The following is a 23,107-nucleotide window of genomic DNA, read 5'->3' as shown; positions in this document are numbered from 1 at the left end:
CTTCCAGAACGGTCAGACCTTCGTACAGAAGATGACCCGATAACGCAAAGGGCTTTATAGTCCAAAAGGTCCTTTAAGTCCGTAGACCAAATAGAATCCTAAGAAAAAAGAAACTCCGCAGACCAAGACGATCTGCGGAGTTTTTTATTTCTTTTTCTCCAGTCTCTCCTTAGCCCTGTGGTAGGCCAGGTACGACGTGAAGCCACTGGCTTCCGCTGCCGCCTCCGTCGTGGCCAGCGGGTTCTCCTTCATATACGCGTCATACTGCTTCAGGCGCAGCGTGTTCACATAGTCCGAGAAGCCACCGAAACGATCCGACAGCACCCCGGAAACATACGAACGGCCGTAGCTGCAATGCTCCACCACATGCTCCAGCTTCAGGTGCGCATCCATATAGCCCTTGTCCTTCTCCACGAACTGCACTATCTCCTCGGCTATCTTCCTCGTACGCTCCTCTACCAGCTCGTCGTGCTCCTCATCATGCTCCTCGTCCTCCTCTGAGAGCGACAGGATCACTACACGTCGCCATGCAGGCATCACATTAATCAGCAGGATGATATTCAGGACTGCCAGCACCAGGTTCGCCACAATCATCACATCGGGCGAGTCTGTGATAAAGCTCACCCAGAGCCATGGTGTGAACAGTACCGGGGCCAGCCACACACGATGGGCATAGTCTGCAGGGAAGTCCTCAGGGTTAGAGTAGTTCTGGTCGCGCGTCTCCTTCATCCATTTCCATATCTGGACCATGGCCATGACGGCATATCCCATCATCAGGATGCTCACCGCCACGATGACACTGCCCCATATCTTAGCACAGCTTCCTTTCAGCATACCCCCCGGAATCCATGCATCCAGTACCAGCGGCACCATGGCCACCATGGTGATAGCACCGGCAAGCGTGCTGACCTTCTTCCATTCATTCCATTGCTTCACCGAACCGAAGAAACAAAACAGCAGTGCGCCGCAATAGAAATAATAGGTACAGGGGAAGTACGACTTCCACAGCATCCATGCCGACTCGCTCCCGGGATTCAGCACATAGGGTAGCAAACAGGTGCCCAGCAGATAGAAAAAAACTTGCATCTTCCTGTCTGGCCAAATATAACTATGACGCTCCTTTGGTGCCCTGCAAGTGTGAAACCATCTCACACCAGCAAACACCCAGCAAGTCACCAAATAGGCCGTTGCCGACACGCCATACCAGTAGAAATTATCTGTACACATCATATCAGAGTGCAAAATTACGGAAAATCAAACACTTTCACGAAAATTTAACACCAAATTTTTCGGTACAGTGTACAATTTGATAGGTATTTGTATCATTTGATACCTTTTTTTTCCCCAATTCATCGTACTTTTGCACCCGTGAATGAGCAACCATAAACCTTAACCCTTTTTGGTAGAGCTACGACCACGACCTTAATTTTTTAAATATATATATTCAGATGTTTAATTATTTACAAACAAAAGCTTCAATGCGAGTAGTGATGACATTCCTGCTCGCATTGCTCGCGTCCGTGGGGACGTGGGCAACAGGAGGTACGCCTGCTGGTAGTGGAACTAGCAGCGACCCCTATGTGATTGCTGATGCCGACGACTGGACAACCTTCGTTGGCTGGATTAACAACAGTAATGGCACTTATGGCAGTAAGTGCTACAAACTGGGTGCCGACATCACCATCTCTTCGATGGCGGGAACCAGCTCTTACAAGTTTATGGGTACCTTCGATGGCTGTGGCCATACGATGACACTCGACAACTTATCTTCTTCTGGCGAGTTCTGTGCTCCATTCCGTTATGTCGATGGTGCAACCATTAAGCGCCTCCACACTACAGGAACGGTCGTTGCAGGTTCTAATACTTCCGATGACAAGTACCGCACCGGTCTTGTTGGTGAAAGCAAAGGTACTACCACTATTAGCAACTGCTGGAGCAGCGTCACCATTACTAGCGAAATCGCTGGTGATGGTACTCACGGTGGATTCGTAGGTGTTGTCAATGGTGGCACACTTACCCTTAACAATTGTCTTTTCGATGGTACTATCTCTGGTGCTGATACCTATGCCAATGGAGGTTTTGTGGGTTGGACAGGTAATTATACTACCAACATCAACAACTGTTTGATGGCAGGAACCATCAACACCGACACCCAGAATGGCGCTACCTTTATGCGTGGTAGTAATAATAATGCGAGATTCAATATTATAGTTAATAACAGCTATTATGTAAAAGCCTACGGTACTGTTCAGGGTACAGCCGTTGGCGATATGACCAATACCCAATTGCAGGCTGCTCTTGGAAGTAACTGGGAAATCAGTGGCAACAAGGTTGTGCCCATCATTGACATCAGGAACCTCACTACAGGCAGCATTGAATGTCCTAATTTCTATCCTTACACCGGCTCAGAGATTGCAGTGACACCTATCGTTAAGGATGCGGAAGGCAACACTGTTGCTGCCGAGAACTATGGTGTAGTTTTCTCGCCCAGCCCCGTACAGGCTTCTGGCAATTACACCATGATGGTGACAGGTAATGCCAACGGCTACAGCGGCACACTGACCCACAGTTTCCGTGTGGGTCTTCAGCTGAGTGGTGCAGGTACCGAGGCTGAGCCTTACACCATTGCTACCACTGCTGACTGGAATAAGTTTGCCGAGATTGTTAACGAGGGTTACAACTATGAGGGCGAGTTCGTGAAACTCACAGCAGATATCGACAACGTTACGACGATGGTCGGTCTGCGCGAGGACGGCGGCGACCAGCTGTTTGACGCTCCTTTCAAGGGAACCTTCGACGGTGACAACCATACTCTGACTGCCGCTATCGTCAGCGCAGCAACAGGCACTGGCGTCAACGAACAGGGAGTGGCTCCGTTCCACTATATCAAGCATGCTACCATCAAAAACCTGACGGTAGCCGGCTTCATCACTTCCGACAGCCAGTATACCGGCGGTCTGGTAGGCTGGGCTGGTAGCGGCTCCTCTAGCGAGAAAAACACCATCACCGACTGTGTGGTGACGGCCACCCTCACCATTGGTGCCAACTATGCTGGTGGCTTGGTGGGTAACGTTCAGATTTCTGACAATAACAACTACACCTATTTTACCAACTGCGTCTTTGCAGGTAAGATTCAGAGCAGCACCTCTGAGCAGCGTATGGCAGGCGCGATGTTCGGCTATGGCAATGCCTACACCTACACCACCAACTGTCTGGAGAATGGTACCTACGCTAACCTCAGTCTGATGAACCCCAGAGGTGCATACGGCTCTTATCAGAACAGCTATGTCACAAGTCTCTATTATGTCAATAAGATTGGCACCGTTTCTTTTATTTCGGACGACTATGGTTGTCATCAGGTGGTGACGGCCATTCCTGCTAAGGACATCTATCTTACGCGCACCATCAAGGACTATACTGTCTATCAGCCTGCTATCCTCAGCGACCTGAAGGATACCTATGCCTACAATAACGGCGAGGCCATCAGCGTCAACTACAAGCTGAAAATGGGAAAAACCACGATGACGAAGGACACTGACTACGAGGTGGCTATTTCTCCTGCTGCTCCTGCAGCTCTTGGCAACTACACCATCACCTTCACTGCTAAGAATGGCAATGAAGCTGGATACACCGGCTCTATCACCCGTTCATTCCGCGTGATGGTAGGTGAGAGTCTCGATGGCTATGTGTTTGCTACTGAAGGTGAGGACGACGACAAGGTCTATCTCATTAACGACGAGAGCGACCTGGAGCGTCTGGCTGCCTATGTCAACAGTGGTCATGAGTGTGTTGGTATGACCTTCAAACTGAGTGACGACATCACCATGACGGCAGCGCATACCGCCATCGGTGGATACTATGACAATAGATATATATATTTCCGTGGCACCTTCGATGGTAACAAAAGGAAAATTAGCAACCTGACTATCAAGAAACCATTTGAAAAAAATCAGGGTTTGTTCGGAATGCTCGGTCAAAACGCTCTGGTGAAGGACGTTATCGTCGATGCTTACGATATTACAGGTCAGAATTTTGTCGGTGCCATCGCGGGATATGCAAACGCTTCCTCAAGCAATCGTGCCACCATCCAGAACTGCCACGCTAGCGGTAAGAGCGTCGGCTCCGTCACCGATGCCGAATACCATGGCGGTATTGTAGGCTATGGCTATTGTGTGGACATCACCGGTTGTACTTCACAAGGTTCGATTTCCACCACTTCCGGCAGCCCGAATTACGGTGGTATTATTGGTTATGCATCCGATGTCAGTGTCACTTCTTGTGAGAATGCCGCCAATATTACTGGCGAGGGCAAATATCATGGTGGCATTGTGGGTTATGAGAATCATTCTGCCAACCGTTTCAGTCTATGTCTGAATACGGGTTCTGTCGAGGGTAGCAATAGCAGGGGTGGTATTGCTGGATATTTCAATAATTCTAACAACTATACCAACTGCTATTATGCATCTCCTTGCACGGTGAAGGCCCTCAATGAATCTAACCACAGTGGTCACGCAGAGCGTGGATATATAATTACTGCAGGCGACCATGTCGGTAGTATCAGCGCTGCTGAGGAAGGCGTGGTAGAGAGCGTACTGACAGGAAAGAAATATTATAAGAAAGGTGACTGGACGCTGACGCTGACACCCGATCTGACTGATGTATCTTTCGTTAGCTATGCTTGTGAGGGCGGTACGCTGACCAATCTGACAACCGTTGGCGGTGAGCACAAGCTGAGCATTACCGACCAGGACGTCACTATCTCAGCCATCGTTAGCAACAACAGCGGTGTGGACATGAGCACCGTTGAGATTGCAACCATCCCCGATCAGCGTTGGAAGGGCGTAGCTATCACTCCAGAACTGACAGTGACCAACGGCGGCACACCTCTTGTAGAGGGTACTGACTACATCGTAGAGGCCACTGACAACACCGTTGTTGGTACGGCAACGCTGACACTGAAAGGTATCAACGGCTATAAGGGCACAACGACGAGGACCTTCAACATTGTGGACTTCCCGCTCTTAGATCCGGAAAAAGCCAACAGTGAGAGCAATCCTTACCTCATAGCTGACGAGGAAGACCTGCAGGCATTGGCCAGCATCGTGAACAGCGGTGCCCGCTATAACGGCTATTACAAGCAGAAAGAAAACATCACCCTGACGAAGGAACACACAGCCATCGGTAATGGCAATTGCAGCTTCCAGGGCAACTACGATGGTGACAACAAGACCATCAGTGGTCTGTATATCAACAAACCCGATGGAGAGTATCAGGGATTATTTGGATCTGTTACTTATTGCTATTCTACCGCTATCAAAAATGTAGTCGTCGTTGATTGCGATATCACTGCAAAAAAATATGTTGGTGGCGTATGTGGATATTTAACCTACACAGGGATGTCTAATTGTCGTGTTAGCGGAGCCATTAAGACTGCCGACAATGTAAATGGACAGTACCATGGAGGTATCGTTGGTTACTCATCTTCGTATTCCATCTTAGACTGTATCAACTTAGCTAGCATAACGGGCAACGGTACAATGAGTGAGAAATATGGCGGTGTTTGTGGATACAAGCAATTTGACAAAATTGCGAATTGCTTCAATGCAGGAGAGGTGACAGGTACGAGTTATGTGGGTTCTGTTATCGGACAGTATTACAGCAGTACGCTCACTGCCAACTACCACACTGTATCTACTACTGGTGGCGTAGGTGCCCAGAACGTAGGCACAGGTACTGATCAATCTGGTGCAGAAATCGTATTTACTGTCACTGCAGGTGAGAATACACAGGTAACGCTGCCTGAAACTCCTGCTATGGTATATAATGAAACGAACTATTATAAGAATGGTACAGAGGTTACGTTGAACTACAACATGCCTGCAGGCAAGTTCTTCGATCAGTACACGGTATCCAATGGTTCTATCACCTATCCTTATGTCATTGATGGTAAGCATATTCTGTCAGGTGTTACCGACAATGTAACCATTTCGGGTTCATATACTGACAAGATGGATGTTGCAAGTAATGCCGTTAACGTTCGTTGTGGAATTATTCCTTATACTGGTGATGAGATCACTGTTTCACCTGTTGTGACGCGTCTTGGCGAGACACTGGTTCAGAGCACTGACTACACCGTTGCAACTACTCCTGCCGTTGTCAAGGATGCTGGTGAATACACGCTGACTATCACTGGTAAGGGTGACTACACGGGTACTAAGCAGACAACCTTCTATGTGAAGGAGGCTATCATCATCCAGAACGCTGAGGAATGGGCTACCTTTGCTGAAAATGTCAACAACGGTACAGGCAATGATGACTATTACAAGCTGGCAGACAACTTTGACAACACAGAAGCTGCAGTAACCGCAACAGTAGGTACACAGGAGCATCCGTTCACAGGTCTCTTCGATGGTAACGGCAAGACGCTGAACGTCAACATTAACGAGACCAGCACACAGGGTACAGCTCCGTTCCGTGAGATTGCCGGTGCAACCATCAAGAACCTCACCGTCAACGGTAGCGTCACCGGTACTACTCATGCAGCAGGTCTGGTAGGCTTCACACGCTCAGGTGTCAACTACATTGAAAACTGCGTGGTGAACACGAATGTTACCTGTGCGACCGGTTCTAACCATCACATCGGTGGTGTAGTAGGTCATGGCGCCCAGTCTACTGTCAATATCAGCAATACAGCTTATACCGGTGTTCTGTATAACAGCCAGAACTATGCCGGTGGCCTGCTTGGTTGGAGCGATGGTGGTAAGCTGAAGATCACTAACTGTCTGGTAACAGCCAGCAAGAGTGGTAACGGTAAGTTCCATCCTATTGCTATTAAGAACAATGGTGCCGTGATGGAAGTAAACGTCGATGGTGCGTTCTACACCAACGATGCGACACTGACCGATGCTAACTATATTGCAGCAACGGGAACAAAGGCTTATGCTGGTGCTCAGACGGCATTCTGTAAGAAGGAGTGGACTCTTAACGAGACGGACTACTACTCTAAGAAGGTTGTGGTTATTGGTAATGTAGCCGATCTCATAGAGCACACTGGTTCTGCCATTACTTTGGCACCGACCGTTACCTACGAAGGCGCAGTATTGACTGCCAACACCGACTTCACCTTCGCAACCGATCCTGCACCCGTAAAGGAAAAAGGCGAATACACGCTGACCATTACGGGTAAGGACAACTACGCCGGTTCACAGACCTTGAAGTTCAACGTGGTAGATGGCGTCTTGAACGGTGAGGGTACTGAGACAGATCCGTATGTCATCGCTTCTGATGAAGACTGGAGTAAGTTCGCTGGCAACATCACCAGTGGTGATTATAACTATAGTGGCAAGTTTGTCAAGATGACTGACGACATTACCGTCAGTACCATGGCTGGTAACAGTGAGGCAAACAGCTTCCAGGGAACCTTCCTTGGCACAGCAGGTAAGACCATGACGCTTAACCTGACAGGAGCTGCCGACGACTGCGCACCCTTCGGTTATCTGAAGAACGCTACAGTCAAGGATCTGACCATTGCTGGTACTGTTACCACAGGATATAAATATGGCGCAAGTATCGCAGCTCATAACTATGGTACTACCCATATCCAGAACTGCATAAGTACAGCGTCGATTTTCAGCACCTTCGATACTTCTAAAGACGGTATTCGTGGCGGTTTCGTAGCTCTGAACGAGAGTTCTGCTAAGCTGTATTTCAACAACTGTGCCTTCAAGGGAAAACTGCTTGGAGCCAATGGAGCCAATGCTACATCTAATGGCGGTTTCGTTGGATATTGCAGCGGAACCAGTGGTACCCAAATCACGTATACTGACTGTCTGTTCGCTCCTGCAGAGATTACTATGAGCACCAATAGTAGTGCTACCTTCAATCGCAATGGTATGAACTCGTTTACGCGTACTTACTACCTGACTCCATTCGGCTCAACTCAAGGCAAACAGGCGTTCGCTGCTGAGGATGTTCCTACAACAGGTCTCTTCGGTCAGATTACAGCAGCCGATGGCAATACTTACTATGTGGAGGGTTCTTTTAACGGCATCGACGATAGTTATGTTTATTCGGGCAATGCTATCAGCATCAATCCTACCTACGCTATCTCTAATGAGAGCGTATCATTTGTCAAGGATGCTGACTATGAGGTGACTATCACCAAGGACGGCAATCCTGTCACTGAGGTGAAGGGGATTGGTGACTATGTATTTACCTTTACCGCTAAGGATGGTGGAAAGTGCAAGGGCTCTTACACCAAGAATGTCAATGTCTATGCTGCAGTGCCAACCAACTTTATATGTTCAGAGTTAACTGCTTCAACTGCCACATTGACTTGGAGCGACAACTATGCTGCTAATTGGACTGTTGAACTCAGTGAAAGCAGCGACTTCTCTTCTATTCTTGATACCAAGAATGTAACAGAAAAGACTGTAACGTTCGATGGCCTGACGGTTGATGTCGATTACTATGCTCGTGTTAAGGCCATTTATGATGAGGTGAGCAGTGAGTGGAGCCCAACAATCTGTATCCAGCCTACAACTAAGCATGTCATTGGCTCAGGTACTGGCACAGATGTAAATTTGCCTAGCAGTAATTGGTATAATTATTCTTTGACCCAGCAGATTTATACTGCTGCTGAGATGGGACAGGCGGGTACTGTTATGAATATCGACTTCTACAATGCAGGTGGGGAAAACCGCACTCGTAAGTATGTTGTCTATATGGTGAATACCAGCAAGGAAAGTTTCAGTGGCAGCAAAGACTGGATCAATGTTATGGAAGAAGGTGTTGAGAAGGTGTTCGATGGCGATGTGACCTTCGCTCATGGTCAGTGGAGCACTATCACACTCGATACACCATTCTACTATGACAACACGAAGAACCTGGCTATCATCATCGATGATAATACGGGCTCTTACACAAGTAACACTCCGTTCCGTGTATTCTCATCAGAAAGTACAACTAGCCAGGCTATCTATGCGTACAATGATAATGAGAACTACGATCCGACGAAACCGACAACTTACAATGGTACAGTCACGTCAGTAAAGAACCAGTTGCGTATCCGCATTGATGAGAAAATTGAGCTGACTGACAACGCCACCGACAATAGCGCGAAGATTCTTGCAAACGACGGAAAGACTACTAATGTCGCTCTCAAAGACCGCACACTCTATAAGGACGGTGAGTGGAACACTATCTGTCTGCCCTTCAACGTGACGTTGGCAGGTTCTCCTCTGGAGGGTGCTACGGCTAAGACACTGACTGATGCTTCTGTAACAGGTACTACCGTTCATCTGACCTTCGGCGATGCCGTTAGTGAGTTGGTGGCTGGTACGCCTTACATCATCAAGTGGGATGCCGCTGCAGAGAATATCGTGGAGCCCGTGTTTAGAGGTGTTACCATCGACAAGACGGAACGCAACATTGCCTTCGACGGTGACTGTGTGAAGTTCATTGGCTACTACGATGCATTCCCCATCACGCCAGCTAACTCTGACATCTTCTACATGACGGTAGGCAATAAGCTGAAGTATACTGGTGTTGCTCGTACGCTGAACGCTTGTCGCGCTTACTTCCAGTTCGATGAGCATGTAGTGGCTGCTCGTGAGTTTGTTCTCGACTTCGGTGATAGCCAGACTACTGGCATCATGAGTGTGGATGCTGATTCTAAGGTTGATAACATCTATGACCTGGGCGGTCGTAAGATGAACAACAACAGCCACTTGAAGAAGGGTCTGTACATCCAGAATGGTAAAAAGACTGTTATTAAGTAAACAAAAAAAAACAATGAAAAAGAAAGCATATATCACACCAGATTTACTGGTTGTCAATGTAGCTCCTCAGTTGATGCAAACGATGAGCGGAGGCGGTTCTCAATCGGGCGACCCGACAACGGGAGGTCAAGACGACAGTTCCGGTACTGAAACTAACCGTTCTCGTTCCAACAGTTGGGATGACGAGGAAGAAGACTACGACTTCTAATTAATGTTGAAACCCTGATTCGCACCGCGGATCAGGGTTTCTTCTTGTTTATGGCCTCGTGATTCCTTTCCAATTTCATTCTAAGGAGTATAGGAGGGAAGGAGTGGCGGCGTAAACGCTGCAGAAATAACGTCTACGGACTTTAGGGACTCTAAGGACCGTGGCGCCAGCGCCACCTATGCAGGAAGAGTCCTAAAGGTCCTTTAAGTCCGTAGAAATAAAAAAAGAGGTACCCTTAGTAGGAATATCGGGAAAAAAGTGTTATCTTTGAGCTTTGCTCGAAGATAGGCTGCATCTCGGAACCAAAGGTCGCTGTTCGCGAAGCGAGGTAAAGCAAATACAAAGAAAAACGAGTTCTCCTTTGGTATTTCGCTCGATTTGCACTATCTTTGTCGCCAGAAACAATAAATATTGAGATTATGAGCATCGACACTTACAAGCTTACCAGCACGGAGGAACCTACCGACGAGGTGCTCTCGCAACTGATGCGTGAGGCTGCCGAGGAGGCACGCGAGACGAATGCAGAGGCGACACAACGCTATTTCGAAGAACTGAGGCGTGCAGCCGCAAACATCAGATAGCCATGAGCCAGACTGCACACCGCCCCGTACTCATCGTGATTGCCGGCCCCAACGGGTCTGGTAAGACCACGATTACCTCGAAGATCCTCAAGCACGAATGGCTGGAGAATGCACTTTACATCAATCCCGATCAGGTGGCGCAGGACCGCTTTGGCGACTGGAACTCGCCCGAAGCCGTGCTCCAGGCCGCACAGTACTGCGAGAAGCAGCGTGAGGAGTGCTTGCGAAGCCAGCAGAGCCTGATATTCGAGACAGTGCTTTCCAGCGATGGCAAGGTTGACTTTATTCGTCGCGTCCACGAGGCTGGTTACTTCATTCGCATCTTCTTCGTGTCAACTAACCACCCGTCAATCAATTCTTCGCGCATTGCTCGCCGAGTGATGAAGGGCGGTCATGACGTGCCGATCCCGAAAATTATCTCGCGCTACCAGAAGTCGATACTTAACTGCAAACGCGTGGCGGCCATTGCCGACCGCGTGTATGTCTATGATAATTCCGTGGATGACGTCGAGGCCCGTCTGCTGTTCCGCATGACCGACGGCAAGCCATTCAAGCGCTACACCGACGACATCCCCCTCTGGGCACAGAACATCATAGGCTAAGCCCCGACTTTATGTACCGTGGCGCCAGCGCTACCTATGGTGGCAAAAGTCCTAAAGGTCCTTTAAGTCCGTAGACTAGAAAAAATACTCCGTGGATGAAATAATGTCTACGGACTTTAGGGACGGTGGCGCCAGCGCCTGTAGACATTGGGGAGGTCAGACGATTCTGGTTGACGGTCTCTTTGATATAGGGGTAGGCAAATAATTTGTTCATTGCAGTTGACTTTTGGTTCTTGTTCTGTTGTGATGCAAAGGTACAACATTGGGGTACCGCCATTCGTGCACAACGTGCGTTTCGATGCGATAAAATGCACTAAAAATGAAAACCACTGATTTTGAGGTCCTAGTTCAGTGACTTTGAGGTCGGAAATCAGTGATTTAGACATCGTAAACCTATGGTTTAGAACCTCTAAGTCCCTGTTTTCCGACCCCTTAACCTATTGTTTTCCGAAAATGAGTTTTCTTTTCCTTCAATACACTATACACTTAAATACCGTAAATTCTTAAAAGTTATCGCGTACGTGTGTGTGTATACGTACGCAAAGGGGTTTATGAAATATGTGTATTTAAGTGTATTTAGTGTATTAAAAAGAACTCCCTCGCTGTAGATGTCCTACAGGAGGGAGTTGCTATATCGGAATCCTCTTTCAATTTAGTTGAAGAAGTATTTAAGTCCAATCTGCATCTTCCAGCAGTTGCTGTAGCTCATGTTGGTATCCCATGTCTGGGTGGGATATTTGCCATTGACCTTGTTCATTGAGAAGATAGGTGTGTTGGTTGCGTCAACACCCTCGTACTTCAGAATCTGACCGTAGTTACATACCTGTGCAATCTTGGGAACACCCCATTCAGAGTTGATCAGGTTGCCCAGGTTGATCAGGTCGAGTGATGCCTGCAGCTTGTGCTTGGTCTTGCCAATAGTCAGCTGGAAGTCCTCTGCCAGGTGCAAGTCGATGCGATGGAGCCAGGGAGCACGGGCGGCATAAGCCTCGGCATACTGACCCTTGTGGCTGCTCAGATAGTCGTCCTGCTCTACGAAGCGCCAGAAAGCAACGCGGTCGGCCTCGCTCTTGAACTGGATCTCGTTATCGTTGGCAGGGATGTACATCAGGTCCATAGACACACCGTCGCCATTCATATCATTGCTGTAGAAGTAGCTCAGGTTGCCTGCAGAGTAGGCCTTGTAGAACAGGCTCACGTGCGTGCCCAGCAGGAAGCTGCTTGATACCTTGGCAGGGATGTAGTAGTTGACAGATGCCATCACCTGGTCGGGTGTCACGTAGTTAGAGCGGTGCAGCTTGGTAGAGTTAGGTCCTTCGGCCGACAGGGTGCTGGTCCATGTAGACACGGCGTTCTGTCCGGGCAGACCAGATACCTCCTGAGACTCGGTGCGTGTGTAGGCAGCCATCAGCTTCAGGTTCTTCACAGGCTCTGCGTTCAGGGTGATATTGGCGGTGTAGCCATAGCCCTTGGACGTATTCTTCAGCATCACAGCATAGTATGAACTATTCGGTGTGTAGTAGAAGTCGTTGCTGGTATACTTAATACGGCTGTCTGCTCCGTTGAAGTGCTGCATAGAAGAAGGATCATCGTCCTTGATATTGATATTGTCCATGTAGACAGCATTAATGCTCTTGTTGTAGATGAACTCACCGGTCACCGTGAAGGGGAACGAAACGGGGAGCTGATAGTCGATGGCGATGCTTGACTTCCATACCTGAGGCATCTTGAAGTCGTTGCTCACACCAGTCATGCTCTTGGCATCCACGTGGTCGGCATTGGTCAGGGGCACCTCGAAGTAGTTCTTCAGGTCGTTCACACCCAGCAGCTTGCCAGCCAGGCCCTGCAGCTTGGCATCAATATCAATCGGTGTGGTGCGCTCCAGGTTCTCGGCAGCCGTGCCTGTTGCGGTATAACCGGCAGCATAGTTGAACTGGAACATAGCGGCATTCTGGGGCATGTTGGTCAGGTAAACCAAGGGGAAGCGTCCCAGGAAGAGACCAGAACCTCCGCGTACCTTCAGGCTCTTGTCGCCGAATACATCCCATGTGAAGCCCACACGTGGAGAGAGCTGCCACTTGCTTTCAGGCCAGCGGCCAGTATCGATATGATAGCCACCGAAGTCGCGTGCGTAGATCTTATCATTACGTGCGATATCCTGGTCGTCGAAGATGATATTGTCGGCACGAAGACCGTAGGTCAGCTTCAGGCGGTTGGTAGCCTGCCACTCATCCTGCAGGTACAGGCCAATCTGGTTGTAGCGCACGGCGCTGGTAGGATCGCTGATGCCATCATAGCCGTAGGTGAACGCTACTGCATCGGGCGCCTTCATGTTGAGGAAGTCGTCCACGCTCTTGAAACGGTAGTAACCTGTACCGTTACGCAGATAAGAGTTGTCGGCATAGATATGCTCGAAGCGGGCACCGGCAGTGAGCTTATGAGAACCCATGTAGAGGGTGAAGTTGTCCGTGATGTTGGTAGTCTTGGTCTTCACACCGTTGTTGTATGAGAACAACTCATAACCGGCAGAGATATAAGGCTCGTAGGCTCCATCATACAGGATGTCGATGAAGGGGAAGTTGCTTGAAGGCGTGCCACGGCTGTCGTCCTGGAAAGTATGGGTAAACAGCAACTGGTTGCTGGCCTTCTGACCGAAACGGCTGTTCAGGTCGGCAGAGAAAGACTCCACGTCATTGTGGAAATAGTACAGGCTGTTTGAATAAGCCATACTGCTGGCACTGATACGGCCGAGGTTGAACTTGGTACCGCCATACAGGGAAACATCGCTTGACATAGCATTTGTAGGACGCCAGTCCTCTACCTTGGTCTTGTTATAGCGCAGAGCCAGGTGATGGGCATCCGTGATGTTCCAGTCCAGACGGGCCAGGAACTTCTCGTTGGTATCCTCGGCGGGGAAGTCAGTGTAAGAACCTGGGTCGTAGCCATACTGTGTGCGCAGGAAATTAGCCACGCGCTCCATATCCGTCTTGGTGGTACGTGATACCATGCCGCCAGGAGTCTCGCCATCCTCGCGTGCGCGGTACTGTACAACCTCCTTCGGGGTCAGTTCCTTTTCATAGTTGACGAAGAAGAACAACTTATTCTTGAGGATTGGGCCACCCAGGGTGAAACCGTAGGTCTTCTTGGTGTCGGTAGCACGGGTGCCGAGGTCCTGACCGTTGATCTTGTTACCACGCATGGACTTGTCGCGGTAGAAGCCGTAGACAGTACCCTTGAACTCGTTGGTACCCGACTTGGTAACAGCATTGATACCACCACCGATGAAGTTGGTCTGGCGCACGTCGAAAGGTGCGATGACCACCTGCATCTCCTCAATGGCGTCGATAGAGATAGGCGTGCCGCCACCAGGCAGGTCGGAAGTCAGACCGAAACTGTTGTTGAAGTTGGCACCGTCAATGGTGAAGTTGGTAGAACGGGGGTCGGCACCGGCCAGGTTCATGCCACCACCGGAATAAGGTGACAGCTTAGCCACGGTAGCCAGACTGCGGTCCAGAGAAGGCATCATCATCAACTGCTCGTTGTTGATGTTGGTTGAGGCACCAGTCTTCTCGGCAGAGAACTTGGAAGCCTTACCGCTTACCACCACCTCGGCGAGGTCGTTACTGTTTTCAGAGAGTGATACGTTCAGGTTGTAGGTCTCACCAAGCTGGAGGGTGATACCCTTCATCGTCTTGGTCTGATGACCGATGTAAGACACGGTCACGGCATAAGGACCACCAGTACGCATACCCTGAATGGTGAAGCGTCCGTTCACATTGGTCACAGCGGTGTAGCGTGTGCCTGAAGGCTCATGCACAGCTTGCACAGATGCACCAATAATCTCCTCGTTACTACCCTCCATAGAGACCTTACCGGTCATGCTGGAAGTAGTCACCTGTGCCACTACTGACAAGGTCATTGTCAACATTAGGGCAACCAGAAAGAATAGTTTCTTCTGCATAAATGTTTTTGTTTTTATTTAAGGTTTGCTTTTCCGTTGCAAAAATACGAAAATTTTTTGAAACGTTTGCGTTTCTTGCCATTTTTTTTTCACATCTACTTCCGAATATGAGCATTACCGTTCTTTTCGAATACAACCTGGTGCTTGTGGAGGCGGTGGTGCTCGTGGTCGAAAATGAGGTTGGAATTGACATGGCGACCGGCCACGCGAACCTCGAAATGCACGTGGTCAGTGGTGGCACGGCCGGTGCGTCCCTCCAGGGCAACAACCTGACCTGCAGTGACTTGGTCGCCTGCCTTCACCAGGTTGCGACTGTTGTGACTGTAGAGGGTGGTGAGTCCGTTTATGTGGCGTATCTGCACGCAGTTGCCATAGCCCGAGAAAGGACCCGCCATCACCACGGTACCGTCGAAGACGGCCCGCACGCTGTCGTTGGGGAAACTCTTGATGTCTGTGCCGGAATGGTGCCGGCCACCGCGTCCGCCATAGGGACTGATGACCTTGGATTTCCTGAGCAGGTAGCACCAGTCGGAATCGGCGAAATTCTCCAGGTGAAGGATGAACCGGGTGCCGCCGCCAAAGGGGTTATAAACATAACTTCCCGGTGCCATAGGCACAATGGCATGCCTTGGCATCGAGAAGTCGGTCATGAAGGGGTATAGTTCGAAATGAAGTGACTTATAGTTGATGAGACTCTGCCTGTAGCCCGGCAACTTCAGGGGCGGCTGTGCCCAGGAGGTCACAACAGCCAGGAAGGAAATCAGAAAGGCTGCAAACAGTCGATGTCTCATTCGTCTTCATTTTCGTCTTCGTATTCAAAATCGTCGAGGTCGTCAACGTCCTCAACATCCACGTATTCAATGTCTTCGTCCTCACCCTCATCTTCCAGTTCCTGGGCAAAGACGGACATATCCTTGTCACGGTGTACTAAGGTATCCTCTGCAGTGATGGCCTGCAGCTTGTTGCTCTCGGCATTCAGTTCGCGCCACAGCACATCCTTCAGCTCTTCCAGACCGAAACCGGTGACGGCAGAGATAAACACCACAGGGAGATCCTGGGGCAGGGTGTCCTTGAGCATCTCGATCAGCTCCTCGTCGAGCAGGTCGCACTTGGTGACGGCCAGCACGCGGTGCTTGGAGAGCATCTCGGGGTTGAACTGCTTCAGTTCGTTGAGCAGAATCTCGTATTCACGCTTGATATCATCCGTGTCGCCGGGGACCATGAAGAGCAGCAGGGAGTTGCGCTCAATATGGCGCAGGAAACGCAGGCCGAGGCCCTTACCCTCAGAGGCACCCTCAATGATACCGGGGATGTCGGCCATCACAAACGACTTGCCGTCGCGATAGCCCACGATGCCCAGCGAGGGCTCCATCGTGGTGAAGGGATAGTTGGCAATCTTAGGACGGGCATTGCTCAGCGAACTGACCAGCGTGGACTTGCCCGCATTGGGGAAGCCCACCAGACCAACATCGGCCAGGAGCTTCAGCTCCAGGATGACGGTCATCTCCTGCATCGGTTCACCGGGCTGCGCATAGCGGGGTGCCTGGTTGGTAGCCGTGCGGAACTGGAAATTGCCCAGACCGCCGCGTCCGCCCTTCAGGAGCAGCACCTCCTGTCCGTCGTAGGCCACGTCGCAGACGAACTTTCCCGTCTCGGCATTATAGACCACCGTGCCGGGGGGTACGTCGATATAGATATCCTTGCCGTCGGTGCCATGACACTTGTCGCGTCCGCCGTTGCCGCCATGCTCCGCAAAGATATGACGCTCGTATTTCAGGTGGAGCAGCGTCCAGTAGTTGTGGTTGCCACGCAGGATGATGCTACCACCCTTACCGCCGTCGCCACCGTCGGGACCGCCGTTAGGATTGTATTTCACATGCTTCAGGTGCATGCTGCCCTTACCGCCCTTACCCGAGCGGCACATGATTTTTACGTAGTCTACGAAATTGCTTTCCATACTTTGTTTTTTCTAGGATTACCTAGGATGTCCTAGGTTTTCCTAGGAATTCCTAGATATTATCTACCACCTTGCAGATGTCTGCAAAAATGCGATCCAATTCACCCAGACCGTCGATGTGGTGGTGCAGGCCTTCCTGCTTGTACCATTCGATCAGGGGCTGAGTCTGAGAGTGATAGACCACGAGGCGCTTCTTGATAGTCTCCTCGTTGTCGTCGGCACGTCCGCTCTGCTGTCCGCGCAGAATCAGGCGCTTCATCAGTTCATCTTCGGGTACGGCCAGTTCAATCATGGCAGCCACTTTGTCGCCACGCTTGTTGAGCATCTCTTTCAGGGCCTCTGCCTGTGGGATGGTGCGGGGGAAGCCATCGAAGATGACACCCTTGTGCTCACGTCCGAAAGAGTCGTATACAGATGCCAGGATGCTTACCATCAGGTCGTCGGGAATCAGCTGACCGTTGTCGATATAGCCCTGAGCCGTCTTGCCAAGTTCTGTACCCTTCTTGATTTCTGCACGAAGTACATCACCTGTAGAGATATGCTCCAGTCCATATTTCTCAATCAGTTTGTCGCTCTGTGTGCCCTTGCCTGAGCCTGGTGCACCGAAAATTACAATATTCTTCATAATCCAGTTATATTTTTTATTGGTTATCCTAATCTTTTTTCCTTTTTTTGTGATAACGCCGCTTATTCTGATACCAGGGTGTAAAGGTCTTTCAGACCGCGGCCCTGCTGGTCGTAGTCCAGTCCGTAGCCCAGGATGAAGTCGTTGGGAATCTCGAAAGCAGCATAGTCGATCTTCAGGTTCTCCTTCAGCTTCTCGGGCTTGAAGAAGGCCGTGCAGACATGCACTGAGGCAGGGTTGCGCGTGCCGAGTGAGTCGATCATCTGACGGATGGTGAGTCCGCTCTCCACAATATCCTCGAGGATGATGACGGTACGGCCGGCGATGTCCTCGTTGATACCCAGCACCTCCTTGATCTTACCTGTTGACATGGTGCCCTGGTAAGAGGCCAGCTTGACAAACGAAATCTCACAGGGGATGGTCATTTCACGCATCAGGTCGGCTGCAAAGATGAATGCACCGTTGAGCACGGCCAGGAACAATGGATTCTTGCCCTCCATATCCTTGGAAATCTGTTGGGCCAACTCTTTTACGCGTGCTTTAATCTGCGCTTCCGGCATCGACGTCTCAAACGTCTTATCCAAAATTTTTACTCTACTCATATCAGTAAATGGTAATTTTGATGCAAAATTACAAAAAAAATGAGAAAAATAGTCACTTATTACCAATTATTTAGTATTTTTGCATCGTTATGAAGATTTTTACGCACACACAGATACAAGAACTTGATAAATATACCATTACGAACGAGCCCATAAAATCAATAGATTTGATGGAGCGCTCGGCTCGTGCCATTACGCAGGCTATCACGCAGCGATGGATGAGCGACGTGCCTGTGGTGGTATTTGCCGGACCTGGTAACAACGGCGGCGATGCACTGGCTGTGGCGAGGATGCTGGCCGAGCAGGAATACCAGGTGCAGACCTATCTTTTCAATATCTCCGGACGCCTGTCGGCCGACTGTGCTGAGAACAAGGACCGGCTGGTGAGCAAGCGCGGAAACAGCCTGTTTACCGAGGTGACACAGGAGTTTGACCCGCCACGCCTGGAAAAGGGAATGCTGGTGATCGACGGCCTGTTTGGCTCCGGACTCAATAAGCCATTGGCAGGCGGTTTTGCCTCGCTGGTGAAATATATCAATGCCTCGTCGGCCATGGTGGTGAGCATCGACGTGCCATCGGGTCTGATGACCGAGGACAATACCTACAACGTGCGTGCCAATATCATCAGGGCCGACCTGACCCTGACGCTGCAGCAGAAGAAACTGTCATTCCTCTTTGCCGAGAACCAGCAGTTCATCGGTGAACTGGAGGTGCTGGACATCCGTCTGAGCAAGGAGGGCATGGACAAGATGGAGGCCCAGTATACCTGTACGGAAGAGGCCGACATCCGTGAGATGCTGCGCCCGCGCAATGCCTTTGCACACAAGGGACAGATGGGACATGCCCTGATTATCGGGGGCAGCTATGGCATGGCAGGTGCTGCCGTGCAGGCCACCAAGGCATGCATGCGTTCGGGAGCCGGCAAGGTGACGGTGCATACGCCGAAGCGCAACGCGCAGATTCTGCAGACAACGGTGCCCGAGGCTATCCTTCATATGGACCGTGAGGAGACGCTCTTCTCGGAGGCTGTGGCCACGGAGGACTTCAGTGCGCTGGGTATCGGTCCGGGACTGGGAACGGCCGAGCAGACCGGTATCGCCATGATATCGCAGGTGCGCCGTGCACAGTGTCCGGTGGTGATGGATGCCGATGCCCTGAATATCCTGGCGGCACGGCATGCATGGATGCAGCAGTTGCCCAAGGGCATTATCCTGACGCCCCATCCCAAGGAACTGGAACGGATGGAGGGACAGTGCATCGACAGTTATGAGCGACTGACAAAGGCGCGCCAGCTGGCAGAGAAACTGCAGGGCTATGTGATCCTGAAGGGGCATTATACGGCTATCTGCATGCCCGACGGACACGTGGCTTTCAATACAACCGGCAATGCCGGTATGGCAACAGCCGGCAGCGGTGATGTGCTGACAGGCATGATTACGGGACTCTTGGCGCGTGGCTACCAGCAACGCGAGGCTTGTATACTGGGTGTCTACCTGCACGGACTGGCAGGCGACCTGGCCGCCCGCGAACTGGGCGAGGAGAGCCTGATAGCCAGTGATATCATCCAGTACCTGCCGAAGGCGTTCTTAAAGGTAAAAAAGTAAAAAGGTAAAAAAATAAAATACATGAGAAAGTTACTTTTCCTGATTCTGGGCACCGTATTCTGCGGAACGGTGAACGCTCAGACACAGTTGACGGAATATAAGCCCGGCGTGACCACGGAGGGGGCTGTGTATTTCCTGCCCAAGACGGCCGTGCGCTTTACTTTCCTGGTGGAGAAGACAACCTATATACCGGGTGATTTCGCTGCCTATGCACAGCGCTATATGCGACTGAGGGATGTGTCGCAGGAGCCCAGCACGCAATACCGTATCCTGCAGATCAAGCAGACGCCTGTTGCGGTGGCCGACTCCACGAAGAAATATGCGATCAAGTTTGATGCGAAGACAGTGGCCGCCAATGTGGCACTGGCAGACGACGGACGCCTGCTGGCCATCAATGCCGAACCCAATGTGGATATGGAGGAGGCGCCTTTCAAGGCTGCTCCCAAGTCACAGCGCGTCAACCCGCGTCAGCTGATGAACCAGGATATCCTCTCGGCCGGCAGTACCGCCAAGATGGCACAGCTCACCGCCCAGGAGATCTACGACCTGCGCGAGAACCGTAACCTGCTGATTAAGGGACAGGCCGACTTTATGCCGAAGGATGGTGAACAGCTGCGACTGATGCTGCATCAGATAGATACGCAGGACGAGGCGCTGACCAGCATGTTCAAGGGTACGTATGAGTGTGATACCACCGAACATGAGATCGTGGTTTGTCCTGACGGCTCTTTCGACCGTCAGCTGCTGTTCCGCCTCTCGCAGGTGAACGGACTGGTGGACAAGGACGACCTGTCGGGTGCACCTTATTATATAAGTGTGACGGACCTGAAGACGGTACCCGAGCCGGTGTACGACGAGAAGGCTGCCAAGGCTAAGAAGAAGGGCTATGAGGCCGGTGTCTATGTGAACGTGCCCGGACGTATGCGCGTGACGCTCTATCAGGGCATTGAGGCCATCCAGACCAGCGAACAGCCTGCGGCACAGTTTGGTAACGTGGAACTGCTCAGTGGTGAACTGTTCAACAAGCGCTATACCACACACCTGTGGCTCAACAGTCTGACGGGTGGCGTAGAGCGACTGGAAGCGGAACAACCGAAATAAGGAGTTAAGGAGTTAAAGACGATAGATATAAACAAAAAATAATCCCCACCAAATTGGCGGGGATTAATTTTATCTGAATGATTGGATTAGCACTGAGCGAGTTTGCCGTCAGAACCGAGCACATTCACAATCTTGTGGATGTACATCTTCTTCATGTTCTCACGAGCGGGCTTCAGATACTGACGAGGATCGAAATCTCCAGGATGCTCAGCCAGATGCTTACGGATGGCAGCAGTCATAGCCAAACGAGAGTCTGAGTCGATGTTGATCTTACATACAGCGCTCTTAGCAGCCTTGCGGAGCTGCTCCTCGGGGATACCGATAGCTGCCTCAAGGTGACCACCGTACTTGTTGATGGTGTTAACCTCGTCCATAGGAACTGAAGAAGAACCGTGAAGTACAATGGGGAATCCAGGAAGCTTCTGCTCAATCTCGTGCAGGATGTCGAATGCCAATGGTGGTGGAACGAGCACGCCGTTTACGAGTGTGCACTGCTCAGGAGTGAACTTGTGAGCACCGTGAGAAGTACCGATAGAGATAGCCAGAGAGTCGCAACCAGTGCGAGTAGCGAAGTCGATAACCTCCTCAGGCTTGGTGTAGTGAGACTCTGCAGAAGAAACCTCATCCTCAACACCAGCGAGCACACCGAGCTCAGCCTCAACGGTTACGTCAAACTGATGAGCATACTCTACAACCTTCTTAGCCAGGGCAACGTTCTCCTCGTAAGGCAGTGAAGAACCGTCGATCATCACTGAAGAGAAACCGTTGTCGATACAGTCCTTACAGAGCTCGAAGGTATCACCGTGGTCGAGGTGCAGAACGATCTCAGGATGCTCACAGCCGAGCTCCTTAGCATACTCAACAGCACCCTTGGCCAGGTTGCGGAGAATGGTACCGTTAGCATAGTTACGGGCACCCTTGGAAACCTGCATGATAACAGGTGACTTTGTCTCAACAGCAGCCATAACGATAGCCTGCATCTGCTCCATTGTGTTGAAGTTGAAAGCGGGGATAGCATAGCCACCAGCCACTGCTCTCTTGAACATCTCGCGGGTATTTACGAGACCCAAATCCTTGTAATTTACCATAATTTTTTTTATTTATAAAAGATATTATCTCAAATTTTCGAGCGCAAAGTTACGAAAAAAAAGTGAAGAGTGAAAAGTGAAAAGTGAAGAATTTGCTGCCATGGCTCCTTTTTTTAGATAATTTGCCATGACAACAGACTATAAAGTCTGATTTTGTCAATCACACTTATCAAAGCGGTAGCAAATTTTTCATTCACAATTACCTGTGCGGTAGCAAATTTCATTCCCGACGTACCGTCGCCTACCCGTTGCCTTTCACTTTTCACTATTCCCTTTACCCTCACACCAGCGTGTGTTGCTCCAGAAAGTTCATCACCTCATCCTTGTAGTTGTCGGACACGGGGATGTACTGGTCGCCGAAGACGATGCGCAGGCGGTCGACAGACTGCACCTTGGACATGTGGACGATATAGCTGCGGTGGGTGCGCAGGAACTCGGGGTGGGGGAGGTAGTCCTCCAGACGCTTCATGGACATGAGCGACATCACCTTCTCACCCGACTCCAGGTAGAAGCGTACGTAGTCCTTCAGTCCCTCGATATAGAGAATATCGTCGAGGTCGAGGCGCAGCAGCTTGTATTCGCTCTTCACAAAGAGGAAACGGTCCTGCAGATGGACGTTCTGCTTCTTCTGTGTGGAGAACAACTCCAGCGCCTTGTCCGTGGACTTCAGGAAATCCTCATAGCCGATGGGCTTCAGCAGGTAGTCGAGCGCACTGACACGGAAGCCTTCGATGGCATATTGCGAGAAGGCTGTGGTAAAGATGACCTTTGTCTCATGGGGCAGGATCTTGGCGAACTCGATACCACTGAGTTCTGGCATCTGGATATCCAGGAACAGCAGTTGTACGGGGTCGTCACGCAAGTCGCGCATAGCCGTCACGGCACTGTTGTAAGTACCCTTCAGTTCAAGATAAGGGGTTTTCTTCACATAACTCTCTAAAAGACCCGCAGCCAGAGGCTCGTCGTCAATGATAGCACAAGATATAACCATTGGATTTT

Annotated in this window: 14 protein-coding genes; 6 read left to right on the top strand and 8 right to left on the bottom strand. The window is 50.5% G+C overall.

All coding sequences use genetic code 11. The features are described from left to right. Positions 1–144: 144 nt before the first annotated feature. Positions 145–1,230 (bottom strand): AraC family transcriptional regulator, encoded by a 1,086-nt coding sequence (locus L6468_RS13370; protein WP_237793588.1) that lies wholly within the window; start codon positions 1,228–1,230, stop codon positions 145–147. A 1,502-nt stretch (positions 1,231–2,732) separates the two neighbouring features. Between L6468_RS13370 and L6468_RS13365 the strand changes: the two genes are divergently transcribed. The 4 genes from L6468_RS13365 to L6468_RS13350 all read left to right on the top strand — a co-directional run bounded on the left by L6468_RS13365 (position 2,733) and on the right by L6468_RS13350 (position 11,170). Further along, positions 2,733–9,779 carry a fibronectin type III domain-containing protein gene (locus tag L6468_RS13365; RefSeq protein WP_431356565.1) on the top strand — a complete coding sequence of 2,349 codons (7,047 nt, stop codon included), beginning with the start codon at positions 2,733–2,735 and terminating at the stop codon, positions 9,777–9,779. A 13-nt stretch (positions 9,780–9,792) separates the two neighbouring features. Then, positions 9,793–9,987 (top strand): hypothetical protein, encoded by a 195-nt coding sequence (locus L6468_RS13360; protein WP_237793586.1) that lies wholly within the window; start codon positions 9,793–9,795, stop codon positions 9,985–9,987. A gap of 419 nt (positions 9,988–10,406) precedes the next feature. Beyond that, the gene (locus tag L6468_RS13355) at positions 10,407–10,568 is read left to right on the top strand and encodes a hypothetical protein (protein WP_176756932.1); all 162 of its coding nucleotides are present in this window, start codon (positions 10,407–10,409) and stop codon (positions 10,566–10,568) included. Between the two features lie 2 nt (positions 10,569–10,570). Then, entirely contained in the window at positions 10,571–11,170 is a 600-nt protein-coding gene (locus tag L6468_RS13350; protein WP_237793585.1) for an ATPase, read from the top strand. Between the two features lie 652 nt (positions 11,171–11,822). Here the strand turns inward: L6468_RS13350 and L6468_RS13345 are convergent. The 5 genes from L6468_RS13345 to hpt all read right to left on the bottom strand — a co-directional run bounded on the left by L6468_RS13345 (position 11,823) and on the right by hpt (position 18,315). Then, positions 11,823–15,131, bottom strand: a complete 3,309-nt coding sequence (locus tag L6468_RS13345; RefSeq protein WP_237793584.1) for a TonB-dependent receptor — start codon at positions 15,129–15,131, stop codon at positions 11,823–11,825. Between the two features lie 95 nt (positions 15,132–15,226). Continuing rightward, the gene (locus L6468_RS13340; protein ID WP_091852508.1) at positions 15,227–15,922 is read right to left on the bottom strand and encodes a M23 family metallopeptidase; all 696 of its coding nucleotides are present in this window, start codon (positions 15,920–15,922) and stop codon (positions 15,227–15,229) included. Beyond that, positions 15,919–17,088 (bottom strand): GTPase ObgE, encoded by a 1,170-nt coding sequence (obgE, locus tag L6468_RS13335; RefSeq protein ID WP_091813769.1) that lies wholly within the window; start codon positions 17,086–17,088, stop codon positions 15,919–15,921. The genes L6468_RS13340 and obgE overlap by 4 nt, the downstream gene beginning before the upstream one ends. Before the next feature lie 52 nt (positions 17,089–17,140). Next, entirely contained in the window at positions 17,141–17,713 is a 573-nt protein-coding gene (locus tag L6468_RS13330) for an adenylate kinase (RefSeq protein WP_091813770.1), read from the bottom strand. Positions 17,714–17,775: 62 nt separating this feature from the next. Further along, the gene (hpt, locus tag L6468_RS13325) at positions 17,776–18,315 is read right to left on the bottom strand and encodes a hypoxanthine phosphoribosyltransferase (protein WP_091813773.1); all 540 of its coding nucleotides are present in this window, start codon (positions 18,313–18,315) and stop codon (positions 17,776–17,778) included. Positions 18,316–18,404: 89 nt separating this feature from the next. Between hpt and L6468_RS13320 the strand changes: the two genes are divergently transcribed. Further along, positions 18,405–19,919 carry an NAD(P)H-hydrate dehydratase gene (locus L6468_RS13320; protein WP_237793583.1) on the top strand — a complete coding sequence of 505 codons (1,515 nt, stop codon included), beginning with the start codon at positions 18,405–18,407 and terminating at the stop codon, positions 19,917–19,919. 21 nt (positions 19,920–19,940) lie between these two features. Then, positions 19,941–21,020 carry a DUF4831 family protein gene (locus tag L6468_RS13315; RefSeq protein WP_237793582.1) on the top strand — a complete coding sequence of 360 codons (1,080 nt, stop codon included), beginning with the start codon at positions 19,941–19,943 and terminating at the stop codon, positions 21,018–21,020. An 86-nt stretch (positions 21,021–21,106) separates the two neighbouring features. Here L6468_RS13315 and L6468_RS13310 read toward each other — a convergent pair whose 3' ends face one another. Together L6468_RS13310 and L6468_RS13305 are read right to left on the bottom strand one after the other, a co-directional pair. Further along, entirely contained in the window at positions 21,107–22,108 is a 1,002-nt protein-coding gene (locus L6468_RS13310) for a class II fructose-bisphosphate aldolase (RefSeq protein WP_091813784.1), read from the bottom strand. A 280-nt stretch (positions 22,109–22,388) separates the two neighbouring features. Beyond that, positions 22,389–23,099, bottom strand: coding sequence for a LytR/AlgR family response regulator transcription factor (locus L6468_RS13305; RefSeq protein WP_091813788.1), 711 nt, complete (start codon positions 23,097–23,099; stop codon positions 22,389–22,391). Positions 23,100–23,107: the final 8 nt, after the last annotated feature.

The sequence above is a fragment of the Prevotella communis genome (assembly GCF_022024115.1).
Lineage (GTDB): Bacteria > Bacteroidota > Bacteroidia > Bacteroidales > Bacteroidaceae > Prevotella > Prevotella communis.
The sequence above is the reverse complement of the archived record's forward strand: the minus strand, read 5'-3'. Positions and strand labels throughout refer to the sequence as shown.

What these genes read in the sequence shown, in the direction of transcription:
- L6468_RS13370 (WP_237793588.1), bottom strand. Translation starts at nt 1,230, where the DNA reads ATGATGTGTACAGATAATTTCTACTGGTATGGCGTGTCGGCAACGGCC.
- L6468_RS13365 (WP_431356565.1), top strand. Translation starts at nt 2,733, where the DNA reads ATGGTCGGTCTGCGCGAGGACGGCGGCGACCAGCTGTTTGACGCTCCT.
- L6468_RS13360 (WP_237793586.1), top strand. Translation starts at nt 9,793, where the DNA reads ATGAAAAAGAAAGCATATATCACACCAGATTTACTGGTTGTCAATGTA.
- L6468_RS13355 (WP_176756932.1), top strand. Translation starts at nt 10,407, where the DNA reads ATGAGCATCGACACTTACAAGCTTACCAGCACGGAGGAACCTACCGAC.
- L6468_RS13350 (WP_237793585.1), top strand. Translation starts at nt 10,571, where the DNA reads ATGAGCCAGACTGCACACCGCCCCGTACTCATCGTGATTGCCGGCCCC.
- L6468_RS13345 (WP_237793584.1), bottom strand. Translation starts at nt 15,131, where the DNA reads ATGCAGAAGAAACTATTCTTTCTGGTTGCCCTAATGTTGACAATGACC.
- L6468_RS13340 (WP_091852508.1), bottom strand. Translation starts at nt 15,922, where the DNA reads ATGAGACATCGACTGTTTGCAGCCTTTCTGATTTCCTTCCTGGCTGTT.
- obgE (WP_091813769.1), bottom strand. Translation starts at nt 17,088, where the DNA reads ATGGAAAGCAATTTCGTAGACTACGTAAAAATCATGTGCCGCTCGGGT.
- L6468_RS13330 (WP_091813770.1), bottom strand. Translation starts at nt 17,713, where the DNA reads ATGAAGAATATTGTAATTTTCGGTGCACCAGGCTCAGGCAAGGGCACA.
- hpt (WP_091813773.1), bottom strand. Translation starts at nt 18,315, where the DNA reads ATGAGTAGAGTAAAAATTTTGGATAAGACGTTTGAGACGTCGATGCCG.
- L6468_RS13320 (WP_237793583.1), top strand. Translation starts at nt 18,405, where the DNA reads ATGAAGATTTTTACGCACACACAGATACAAGAACTTGATAAATATACC.
- L6468_RS13315 (WP_237793582.1), top strand. Translation starts at nt 19,941, where the DNA reads ATGAGAAAGTTACTTTTCCTGATTCTGGGCACCGTATTCTGCGGAACG.
- L6468_RS13310 (WP_091813784.1), bottom strand. Translation starts at nt 22,108, where the DNA reads ATGGTAAATTACAAGGATTTGGGTCTCGTAAATACCCGCGAGATGTTC.
- L6468_RS13305 (WP_091813788.1), bottom strand. Translation starts at nt 23,099, where the DNA reads ATGGTTATATCTTGTGCTATCATTGACGACGAGCCTCTGGCTGCGGGT.